This is a genomic window from uncultured Paracoccus sp. (genome assembly GCF_947496875.1).
Classification (GTDB): Bacteria; Pseudomonadota; Alphaproteobacteria; order Rhodobacterales; family Rhodobacteraceae; genus Paracoccus.
The window spans coordinates 1-562 of the sequence record NZ_CANMEH010000080.1 but is presented as its reverse complement, the minus strand read 5'-3'; the positions used below and the strand labels follow the sequence as shown (position 1 = coordinate 562).

At 64.9% G+C, this 562-nt stretch carries 1 protein-coding gene; it reads right to left on the bottom strand.

Annotated features, from left to right (window positions below; all coding sequences use genetic code 11):
- Window positions 1–50 precede the first annotated feature (50 nt).
- A partial coding sequence (locus Q0938_RS19190; protein ID WP_299365723.1) for a transposase occupies window positions 51–562 on the bottom strand: 512 nt, incomplete at its 5' end.

Sequence of the window (562 nt, the reverse complement as noted above, 5' to 3'; positions counted from 1 at the left end):
GGTCACGTCCGTCAAGCTGGTGTAATTTCCCGGATGGCCTGAGGGCATGATCAGGCGGCTTTCGTTGTGATGCTGAGAATGGGGTCGATCTCCTCGGTGTCGATCCGGGCGAAGGCCTCGACCATCATGTAGCGGCTTGAGGTCTGCCATTCGTCGTTCTGCTCGAAGAGCACGGCCCCGATCAGGCGCATGATGGATGCCTCGTTGGGGAAGATCCCGACGACGTCGGCGCGGCGTTTCACTTCCTTGTTCAGACGTTCGATCGGGTTCGTACTGTGCAGCTTGGTGCGGTGCGGGCGGGGGAAGGACATGTAGGCCAGCACGTCGTGTTCGCTGGCGTCCATCAGATCGGCCAGCTTGGGCCAGCGCAGGCGCAGTTGCTCGGCCACTTTGCGCCAGGTCTCGGCGGCATGGGCCCGGTCGGGCTGGTCGAAGGCCTGCCGGATCGCGGCGGCGACGACGGTGTGCTGGCCGCGCGAGACATGCGCGAGGGCGTTCCTGATCCAGTGAACGCGGCACCGCTGCCATGTCGCCTCGAACACGCGGGCGATGGCGGCCTTGA